This is a genomic window from Bradyrhizobium sp. STM 3843 (assembly GCF_000239815.1).
In the GTDB taxonomy this organism is placed as follows: Bacteria; Pseudomonadota; Alphaproteobacteria; order Rhizobiales; family Xanthobacteraceae; genus Bradyrhizobium.
Genome location: NZ_CAFK01000010.1, coordinates 97,492 through 106,951, shown reverse-complemented (window position 1 = coordinate 106,951; position 9,460 = coordinate 97,492). Strand labels below are relative to the sequence as shown.

The 9,460-nt window shown below is 65.2% G+C and carries 8 protein-coding genes; 6 read left to right on the top strand and 2 right to left on the bottom strand.

The features are described from left to right. The first annotated feature begins 78 nt into the window (after positions 1–78). The 4 genes from BRAS3843_RS02085 to BRAS3843_RS02070 are packed head-to-tail and all read left to right on the top strand — an operon-like array spanning position 79 to position 4,015. Entirely contained in the window at positions 79–1,089 is a 1,011-nt protein-coding gene (locus BRAS3843_RS02085; RefSeq protein WP_008967036.1) for an ABC transporter permease subunit, read from the top strand. Further along, positions 1,086–1,997: an ABC transporter permease subunit gene (locus BRAS3843_RS02080; protein WP_008967035.1), complete on the top strand. Its 912-nt coding sequence runs from the start codon at positions 1,086–1,088 to the stop codon at positions 1,995–1,997. The genes BRAS3843_RS02085 and BRAS3843_RS02080 overlap by 4 nt, the downstream gene beginning before the upstream one ends. Before the next feature lie 18 nt (positions 1,998–2,015). Next, entirely contained in the window at positions 2,016–3,041 is a 1,026-nt protein-coding gene (locus BRAS3843_RS02075; protein WP_035980567.1) for an ABC transporter ATP-binding protein, read from the top strand. After that, positions 3,038–4,015, top strand: a complete 978-nt coding sequence (locus tag BRAS3843_RS02070; protein ID WP_008967033.1) for a peptide ABC transporter ATP-binding protein — start codon at positions 3,038–3,040, stop codon at positions 4,013–4,015. Before BRAS3843_RS02075 ends, BRAS3843_RS02070 begins: the two co-directional genes overlap by 4 nt. Positions 4,016–4,033: 18 nt before the next feature. Here BRAS3843_RS02070 and BRAS3843_RS02065 read toward each other — a convergent pair whose 3' ends face one another. After that, complete coding sequence (locus tag BRAS3843_RS02065; protein ID WP_008967032.1) at positions 4,034–5,383, bottom strand: 8-oxoguanine deaminase; 1,350 nt, start codon at positions 5,381–5,383, stop codon at positions 4,034–4,036. A gap of 162 nt (positions 5,384–5,545) precedes the next feature. Between BRAS3843_RS02065 and BRAS3843_RS02060 the strand changes: the two genes are divergently transcribed. Together BRAS3843_RS02060 and BRAS3843_RS02055 are read left to right on the top strand one after the other, a co-directional pair. Next, positions 5,546–6,373: an FAD binding domain-containing protein gene (locus BRAS3843_RS02060; RefSeq protein WP_008967031.1), complete on the top strand. Its 828-nt coding sequence runs from the start codon at positions 5,546–5,548 to the stop codon at positions 6,371–6,373. Next, entirely contained in the window at positions 6,370–9,093 is a 2,724-nt protein-coding gene (locus BRAS3843_RS02055; protein ID WP_008967030.1) for a molybdopterin cofactor-binding domain-containing protein, read from the top strand. Before BRAS3843_RS02060 ends, BRAS3843_RS02055 begins: the two co-directional genes overlap by 4 nt. Before the next feature lie 20 nt (positions 9,094–9,113). Here BRAS3843_RS02055 and BRAS3843_RS02050 read toward each other — a convergent pair whose 3' ends face one another. Next, positions 9,114–9,407, bottom strand: coding sequence for a hypothetical protein (locus BRAS3843_RS02050; RefSeq protein ID WP_008967029.1), 294 nt, complete (start codon positions 9,405–9,407; stop codon positions 9,114–9,116). Between the last annotated feature and the right edge of the window lie 53 nt (positions 9,408–9,460).

Below are 9,460 nucleotides of genomic sequence, written 5' to 3'. Positions count from 1 at the left end.
CGGGGCGAGGTAATCCCCCAGTCCGCGCGACATGTGTGCACCACGGTAGCCCTTCATGGGGCGATGACAGAGAACGGCATGCTCCGGTTTATTCTTACCCGGCTGAGCCTCGTGGTTCCGACCTTCATCGGGATCACGCTGCTCGTTTTCGTGCTGATCCGCTTGATTCCCGGCGATCCGATCGAGACGATGGCGGGCGAACGCGGCATCGATCCGGCCCGCCTGACGCAATTGCGCAAGGACTACGGCTTCGATCAGCCGGTGCTGGTCCAATACGGTCTCTATCTGTCACGGCTGGTGCACGGAGACCTCGGCCGCTCCATCGTTACCCATGAGCCGGTGATTGCCGAATTCCAGAGCTTGTTCCCCGCGACGATCGAGCTGTCGGTTTGCGCGATCCTGTTTGCCGTATGTCTAGGATTGCCGGCCGGCATCATCGCCGCTGTCAGGCGCAACTCGATCTTCGATCACGGCGTGATGGGGATCTCGCTCACCGGATATTCGATGCCGATTTTCTGGTGGGGACTGCTGTTGATCCTGTTGTTTTCGGTTCAGCTTGGATGGACCCCGGTCTCGGGCCGGATCGCGGTGCAGTACTTCATCGAACCGGTGACCGGCTTCCTGCTGATCGACACGCTGCTGGCCGGTGACTTTGACGCATTTCGTTCGGCCTTGTCACATCTGGTGTTACCTACGATCGTGCTCGGTACGATACCGCTCGCCGTCATCGCGCGCATGACGCGGTCGGCTATGCTGGAGGTCCTGGGCGAGGATTACATCCGCACCGCCCGCGCCAAAGGCTTGCCGCGTTTCCGGGTGATCGCAATTCATGCGTTGCGCAATGCGCTGATCCCGGTGGTCACGGTGATCGGCCTTCAGGTCGGCGTGCTGTTTACCGGCGCCATCCTCACGGAGACCATCTTTTCCTGGCCGGGCGTGGGCAAATGGCTGATCGAGGGCATCAACCGCCGCGATTACCCGGTGCTGCAGGGCGGCACGCTCTTGATCGGCGCGATCGTCATGACCGTCAATCTGCTGGTTGACATCGCCTATGGGCTGATCAATCCGCGCATCCGGCACACAAGATGACCATTGAAATCCTCGAAACCCGCGTCGAAGCGGCGAAAGCGGACGCCCCGCCGCATCCGCTGTTGGAATTCTGGCTCGATTTCAAACAAAATTTCGGCGCGGTGGCGGGCCTTGTCGTGATCGCCATTCTCATTCTGCTCGCGCTCTCAGCCGATCTCGTCGCGCCACATTCGCCTGTTCTGACCAACAACGCGGTCTTTCTTAAACCGCCCTTCTGGCAGCAGGGCGGATCAATGGCCTATCCGCTCGGCACCGATGCGATCGGCCGCGATATCCTGTCTCGTCTCATCCATGGCGCGCGGCTTTCGCTGCTGATCGGCATCGCGGTGGTGACGTTGTCGGTCATATCAGGGACGATCCTCGGTCTGGTCGCGGGCTTTTTCCGCGGCGTGATCGAGATCGCGATCATGCGACTGATGGACATCACGTTGACGCTGCCGAGCCTTCTGCTCGCGATCGTGATCGTCGCGATCCTGGGGCCAGGCCTGATGAACGCCATGCTGGCGGTCGCGATCGTACTCCTGCCGCATTATGTGCGGATCGCGCGCGCCGCCGTGATCAGCGAGGTCGCAAAGGACTACGTCACCGCAGCCAAAGTCGCAGGCGCCAGCCGGCTCCGCCTGATGTTCAAGGAGGTGCTGCCGAATTGCGCGGCGCCCCTGATCGTGCAGGCGACACTGGGCATTTCCACTGCGATCCTGGACGCGGCTGCGCTCGGCTTTCTCGGCCTTGGCGCGCAACCGCCCTCGCCCGAATGGGGGACCATGTTGGCGGACGCGCGCGAATTCGTGCTGCGGGCCTGGTGGGTTGTCACGCTTCCGGGGCTGGCGATCCTCGTGACCGTGCTGGCCTTCAACCTGCTCGGCGACGGACTGCGCGACGCGCTCGATCCCAAGCTCAAACGATAGCGCACTGAAGGCGATCGGATGCCGCTCCTCGAAATTGAAAACCTGTCGGTCGCGTTTCCATCGAGAGCTGGAATGCTGCGCGCCGTGGATGGCGTCAGCTTTGCGCTCGAGAAGGGCGAGGTGCTGGGGATCGTCGGCGAATCCGGATCGGGCAAAAGCGTCGGCATGCTGGCCCTGATGGGACTGGTGCCCTATCCGGGGCGGGTCGAGGCCAACAGGCTGTTGTTCGAAGGGCGGGATCTGCAGACTCTGTCCGACCGCGAGCGGCGCGCCCTCAGCGGCAAGGACATCGCGATGATCTTCCAGGAGCCGACGACATCGCTCAATCCCTCGTTCACGATCGGCTATCAGCTGGCTGAGACATTGCGCATCCACGAGAGGATGGATCGCAAGGCCGCGCGGCGGCGCGCGATCGACCTGCTCGAGCAGGTCGGCATTCCGGCTCCGGAAAGCCGGCTGTCGTCCTATCCGCACCAACTCTCGGGCGGCATGAACCAGCGCGTCATGATCGCGATGGCGATCGCCTGCAATCCGAAGCTCCTGATCGCCGATGAGCCGACGACGGCGCTCGACGTCACCATCCAGGCCCAGATCCTCGATCTTCTGCTGTCCCTGCAGCGCGATCGCGGCATGGCGCTGATCCTCATCACGCACAACATGGGCGTGGTCTCGGACACGACCGAGCGGACCGCCGTCATGTATGCCGGCCAGATCATGGAGCAGCGCCCGACCTCGAGCCTGTTCGCGTCGCCGCAGCATCCCTATACGGCCGCCCTGCTGGCGGCGCGCCCAGAGGCGAGCGACGGCGGACGGCTCGCAACCATCCCGGGCGTGGTGCCGGGCGCTTACGATCGCCCGTCGGGATGCCTGTTCAGTCCACGCTGCATCCATGCGACGCCGCTGTGCGACAATTTGCGTCCTGATCTGCGACCCTGGCGTGACGGCCTGATCCGTTGTCACTATCCGCTGGGCGATCCGACACGGGATGAGCGCATCGCGGCCGATGGCGGAGCGCCGATCCTCAACTCCGAGGCAGTGTCATGACAGCGCTCGTCACCGCCACCGGTCTCAAGCGCAGCTACGAGATCAAGCAAGGTTGGTTCCGCGCACCGGCGCAGCTGCAGGCCGTGGGCGGCGTGTCGTTCGCGCTTGATGCCGGCAAGACGCTGGCGGTCGTCGGCGAATCCGGCTGCGGAAAATCAACTCTCGCAAGGCTCGTGACTCTCATCGAGAAGCCGAGCGCCGGCACGCTCGTTCTCGATAGGCTTGATGCGGTCAATCCTCCGGCCAGCGCTGCGCAGACATTGCGCCGTACCGTGCAGATCGTGTTTCAAAACCCCTATGGCTCGCTCAACCCGCGCAAGCGGGTCGGCGCCATCCTGGAAGAGCCGCTGATCATCAACACCACACTCTCGAAGCGGGAGCGGCGGGTGCAGGCGCTCGACATGATGACGAGGGTCGGGCTGCGGCCGGAGCAATATGGCCGCTATCCGCACATGTTCTCGGGCGGCCAGCGGCAGCGCATCGCAATCGCGCGCGCCTTGATGTTGCGGCCGAAGCTATTGGTTGCCGACGAGCCGGTCTCCGCGCTCGACATGTCGGTGCAAGCGCAGGTTCTCAATCTCCTGGTCGATCTGCAGCGCGAGCTGGGGCTGGCTTACCTGTTCATTTCGCACGATCTCGGCGTGGTCCGTCACATCGCAGATGACGTGATGATCATGTATCTCGGGATAGCAATGGAGCACGGGCCGAAGGAACGCATCTTTGCGCAGGCCTTGCATCCCTATACACGGGCCCTGCTTGACGCGACGCCAGGCCTTGGCCGCAAACGCCAGCGCATGGTGCCGAAGGGCGAGTTGCCCTCGCCGCTCGATCCGCCGAACGGCTGCGTGTTCTCGACCCGCTGTCCTCATGTGACAGACCTCTGCCGTGCGCAGCGTCCACCCTTGCGCCCGCTCGACGGCCGCCTGGTCGCCTGCCACTACGCTGAGCGTTTCCTCGACACGCAGGCGGCGTGATCGGTTAGTAACACCGGCTCACCCTGCCTGCATCTTGCTTGCCGCGGCGCTGTGGCGCCGGATCAAGTCAGCAACATCGAGCCCCGGAATGGCGCCGTCGATGACGCGCCAGTGGCCGCCGACCATCACCCGGTCGGCACGGTACGCACCACAGAGCACCAGCGCGGCGAGTGGATCGCCCGCACCCGAAAAACGCAGCTCATCGAGCTTGAACAGCGCGAGGTCGGCGGCCTTGCCGACCGCAATCACGCCGAGCTCGGGGCGGCCGATGCAGGCGGCCGAGCCTTGGGTCGCCCAGCGTAACGCATCCTTGTGGCTGACCTTTCCGACGCCATAGCGCGCCCGCTGCAACAGGAACGCGGCGCGCACCTCCTGCATCAGGTTGGACCCATCGTTGGACGCGGAGCCATCGACGCCGAGACCGATCGCGACACCAGCCTCTTCCATCTCGCAGACCGGGCAGCAGCCGGAGGCCAGGAGCTGGTTGCTGCAGGCGCAGTGCGTGATGCTGGTCTTGGCCCGGCCCAGTCGCGTCATCTCCTCCGCCGTAAAGAAGATGCCGTGCGCAAGCCAGGTGCGCGGCCCCAACCAGCCGCATTGTTCGAGGTAATCGAGCGGCCGGCAGGCGTGGATCTCCTGGCAGAAGGCGTTCTCGTCCTCGGTCTCCGCCAGATGCGTGTGCAGGCGCACGTCGAGCTTGTCGGCGAGATCGGCCGTCGCGCGCATCAGCGAGGTCGTGACCGAGAATGGCGAACATGGAGCCAGCGCAATCTGCACCATCGCGTCCGGTCCGCGCTGATGATGCTTGCCGACGACCCGCGCGCTATCGGCCAGAATCGTGTCCTGGTCCTGCACCACGCTGTCCGGCGGCAAGCCGCCATCCCGCTGCGAGCGGTTCATGGAGCCGCGCGTCAGCGACACCCGCAAGCCCAGCCGCTTGGCCGCCGCCACCTCGATGTCGACGGCATCCTCGAGGCCTTCAGGGAATACGTAGTGATGGTCGGTGGTCGTGGTGCAGCCGGACAGCATCAGCTCCGCCATCGCCAGCGTCACGCCGAGATCGAGCGCCTCCGGCGTCAGCTTCGCCCACACCGGATAAAGGGCCTGCAGCCAGGGGAACAATTCGCGGTCCATCGCCGGCGGGAAAGCCCGGGTCAGCGTCTGGTAGAAATGGTGATGCGTGTTGATCAGGCCGGGGATCACGACATGCGCGCCGGCCTCGACGACCGCGGCACCTGTGGTCGCGGGTTCGCGCCCTGCCCCGACCAATTCGACGATACGGCCCTCATTGACGACCACGCCGCGTTCGGCGCCGTCGGCGAGAATGGCAAGAGGGTCCTTGATCCAGATCGGCTGCGTCTTGCCCATGCTCCAACTCTCGCTGCCCCGCCTGTCGGCCGCTCACGGAAAATTACACCTGCACGTCAGGTTACACCTGCAATTGGAAGGCCAACACCGTCCTATTGCCAGTTGGCGCCGGTCTTGCAAGGATTTCCGCGGCGGTGGTCGCCTCACGAGCGTCAGTTGATCATGGATCTGAACACCATCACTGAAGTGGTTCGTCCGCAGAGCCGAGCAGACCTGCCGGCCTGGAAGGCGGGCGATGCCTGGCTCGCCGGCGGCACCTGGCTGTTCTCCGAGCCGCAGGCGCATCTGTCGCGGCTGATCGACCTCACCGATCTTCGCTGGCCCGCGCTGGTCGTCGGGGACACCAGCCTGACGATCGCCGCGACCTGCACGGTCGCCCATCTCGATGCGTTCCCCTGCCCTGCCGACTGGCAGGCCGCGCCTTTGATCGATCAATGCTGCCGGGCCTTTCTGGCCTCCTTCAAGATCTGGAAGACAGCGACCGTCGGCGGCAATCTCTGCATGTCGCTGCCCGCCGGACCGATGATCTCGCTGCTGTCGGCACTCGAGGGCATCTGCACGATCTGGAAGGCCGATGGCAGCGAGCAGAAAATGGCCGTTGCCGAGTTCGTCACCGGCAATCAGCGCAACGTGCTTGGCCCGGGCGATCTGTTGCGCCAGATCGAGGTGCCGCTTGCCGCATTGAAGCGCCGCGCGGCGTTCCGCCAGATCTCGTTGACGCCGGTCGGCCGGTCGGCCGCATTGGTGATCGGCACCATCGGACGTGACGGCGATCTGCTGCTGACCATCACAGCCTCCACCGTGAAGCCGGTCCAGTTGCGCTGGCCCACAATGCCCACGCGAGACGCCATGCGTGACTCGATCCTGCGCGACGTTCCAGACGGCCTCTATCATGACGACGTGCATGGCAAGCCTGCCTGGCGCAAGGCGATGACCCGGCGGCTCGCCGAACAGATTCGCGATGAATTGACGGGTAGCGCGCAGGCATGAGCTTTCTGATCAACGGCAAAGACGTATCGGCAACGCCGCGCCCCGGTCAGTGCCTGCGTACTTTTCTGCGCGAGACCGGCCATTTCGGCGTCAAGAAAGGCTGCGATGCCGGCGACTGCGGCGCCTGCACCGTGCTGCTCGACGGCGAGCCGGTACATAGCTGCCTGATCCCGGCGTTCCGTGCCGAGGACCATGCGATCACCACGATCGAAGGCCTGGAATCCGATGGTGGGCTGCATCCGATGCAGCAGGCGTTCGTCGATGCGCAGGGCTTCCAATGCGGCTTCTGCACCGCCGGCATGATCCTGACCTGCGCCTCGCTCAACCAGGCGCAACGGCAGGATCTCGGTGCTGCGCTCAAGGGCAATATCTGCCGCTGCACCGGCTATCGCGCCATCGAGGATGCGCTTGATGGCGTCTGTAACATCGAGGACGTGCCGGCCGGCGAGGCTTTCGGCCGCAGCCTGCCCGCGCCCGCCGGCCCGCAGATCGTGCGCGGCCAGGCCCGTTACACCTTCGACACTGCGGTCGATGGCCTGTGCCACGTCAAGCTCGCACGCTCGCCACATGCCCACGCGAAGATCGTTGCGATCGACAAGACCGCCGCCCTCGCCGTGCCCGGCGTGATCGAGGTGCTGACCCATGAGGATGCGCCGAGCGCGCTGTTCTCGACCGCGCGCCACGAGAAGGCTTGGATGGACCCTGACGACACGCGCGTGCTCGACGATACGGTCCGCTTCATCGGGCAGAAGGTCGCGGCGGTCATTGCGGAGAGCGAGGCGGCGGCCGAGGAAGGCTGCCGGCGGCTCGCGATCACCTATGAGCCTCTGCCTGCGGTGGTTGATCCCGGCGAGGCGATCGCACCGGGTGCACCGGTGATCCATCCCGGCCGCACGCCGCAGGATCGTGTCGCCAACGCCGCACGCAACATCGTCGCGGAAGGCCACGGCGAATATGGCGACGTGGCGGCCGCGCTTGCCGTCTCCGCCGTGACCTACGAGGGCACGTTCACGACGCAGCGGGTCCAGCACGCCGCGCTGGAGACCCACGGCGGGCTGGCCTGGCTCGACGCATCAGGCGTTCTCAACATCCGCAGCAGCACGCAGGTGCCGTTCCTGACCCGGCGCGCGCTCTCCGACATCTTCAACCTGCCGCCGGAGACAATCCGCGTGTTCTGCGAGCGCGTGGGCGGCGGCTTCGGCGGCAAGCAGGAGATGTTCGTCGAGGACATCCTGGCGCTGGCGGCGCTGAAGACGGGCCGACCGGTGAAGCTCGAATTCACCAGAGAGGAGCAGTTCATCGCCAGCTCGACGCGGCATCCGATGCGCGTCACGGTCAAGGCCGGCGCCGACAGAGACGGCAAATTGACGGCGCTGCAGCTCGACGTTCTCTCCAACACCGGCGCCTATGGCAACCACGCCGGGCCCGTGCTGTTTCATGCCTGCGGCGAGTCGCTCGGTGTCTATAATTGTCCGAACAAGAAGGTCGATGCCGTCGTCGCCTATACCAATACGGTGCCAGCGGGCGCCTTCCGCGGCTATGGCCTGCCGCAAAGCCTGTTCGCCGTCGAAGCGGCGATCGACGAGTTGGCGCAGCAGCTCAAGATCGATCCGTTCGAGATCCGACGGCGCAATGTCGTCAAGCCCGGCGATCCCATGCTGTATCCACCGGATAACGGCTATCGCGACGTGATGTACGGTTCCTACGGGCTCGACCAGTGCCTCGACCTGGTCGAGCGGGCGATGTCGGAAACTACGTCGACGCCTGATCTCTCCGCTGAATGGCTGACCGGCGACGGCATCGCGCTGACAATGATCGACACGGTGCCGCCGGACGGCCATATCGCCGACGTCGCGATCGCACTGCGCGACGACGGCGGCTTCGCGCTCACCGTCGGCACGGCGGAGTTCGGCAACGGCACCAGCACCGTGCATCGGCAGATCGCGGCGACAATCCTGGCGACGACAGTCGATCAGATCACTCTCAAGCAGTCCGACACCGCGCATGGCGGCCACGACACCGGCGCCTATGGCTCGGCCGGCACTTTCGTTGCGGGACGCGCCACCCAGGCGGCGGCGGAGCATCTGGCCAACGAACTCAAGACCTTCGCCGCGCAGTTCTGGACCGTCGATCCCAATGCCTGCGCGCTGGCCGATGGCCGCGTCATGCATGGCCGGCAGCGCCTCTCCTTTGCCGAGCTTGCGCGGCAGGCAGGAGCGGAAGGTGTGAGACTGTCTGCCACCGGCAACTCGCAAGGCACGCCGCGCTCGGTCGCCTTCAACGTGCAGGGCTTTCGCGTCGCCGTGAACAAGCACACCGGCGAGATCAGGATCCTGAAGAGCGTGCAGGCCGCGGACGCCGGCCGCGTCGCCAATCCGATGCAGTGCCGCGGCCAGGTCGAAGGCGGCGTGGCGCAGTCGCTCGGCGCCACGCTTTACGAGGAGATGGTGATCGACGCGACCGGCCGCGTGGTCAATCCCAAATTCCGCGACTACCATCTTCCGTCCTTCGCCGACGTGCCGCGCACGGAGGTGCTGTTCGCTCAGACCAGCGATGCGCTGGGTCCGCTGGGCGCGAAATCGATGAGCGAAAGTCCCTACAATCCCGTGGCCGCGGCGCTCGGCAACGCGTTGCGCGCTGCGACCGGCATCCGCTTCACCTCGGTTCCGTTCAAGCCGGACCGGCTGTTTCCGCTGTTGCAGGAGAAATACGGCGATTGAGCAGCGGCAGGACGATCAAGCTATTGCCTCGGCCTGCGGTCATAGGACAGACCGAACAGGCCAGAGCGCTCGGTCTCGGTCTCGGGCTCCGGCTCCGCGGTGGGAGCAGGCTTTGCCTCGGCCTGCGGTGCCGCTGCCGGCGCGGGCGGCTTCGGCAATGTCTCGCATTTCATCGAATAGACCAGCTTGCCGTCCTCGGTCCGTCCGATCGGGGCGCAATTGTCGGCGCGCTTGGCGGCATCCTTCGCCACCGGCTTCATCTGCGCCCAGGCAGGCTGCGCCAGCAGCAGCATGACAAGAACCAGCTTCTTCATCGAACCGCCTCGTTTCATCCTGGCTTATTGAACTTGATCGGGCGCAGGAAGTC

What these genes read in the sequence shown, in the direction of transcription:
- BRAS3843_RS02085 (WP_008967036.1), top strand. Translation starts at nt 79, where the DNA reads ATGCTCCGGTTTATTCTTACCCGGCTGAGCCTCGTGGTTCCGACCTTC.
- BRAS3843_RS02080 (WP_008967035.1), top strand. Translation starts at nt 1,086, where the DNA reads ATGACCATTGAAATCCTCGAAACCCGCGTCGAAGCGGCGAAAGCGGAC.
- BRAS3843_RS02075 (WP_035980567.1), top strand. Translation starts at nt 2,016, where the DNA reads ATGCCGCTCCTCGAAATTGAAAACCTGTCGGTCGCGTTTCCATCGAGA.
- BRAS3843_RS02070 (WP_008967033.1), top strand. Translation starts at nt 3,038, where the DNA reads ATGACAGCGCTCGTCACCGCCACCGGTCTCAAGCGCAGCTACGAGATC.
- BRAS3843_RS02065 (WP_008967032.1), bottom strand. Translation starts at nt 5,383, where the DNA reads ATGGGCAAGACGCAGCCGATCTGGATCAAGGACCCTCTTGCCATTCTC.
- BRAS3843_RS02060 (WP_008967031.1), top strand. Translation starts at nt 5,546, where the DNA reads ATGGATCTGAACACCATCACTGAAGTGGTTCGTCCGCAGAGCCGAGCA.
- BRAS3843_RS02055 (WP_008967030.1), top strand. Translation starts at nt 6,370, where the DNA reads ATGAGCTTTCTGATCAACGGCAAAGACGTATCGGCAACGCCGCGCCCC.
- BRAS3843_RS02050 (WP_008967029.1), bottom strand. Translation starts at nt 9,407, where the DNA reads ATGAAGAAGCTGGTTCTTGTCATGCTGCTGCTGGCGCAGCCTGCCTGG.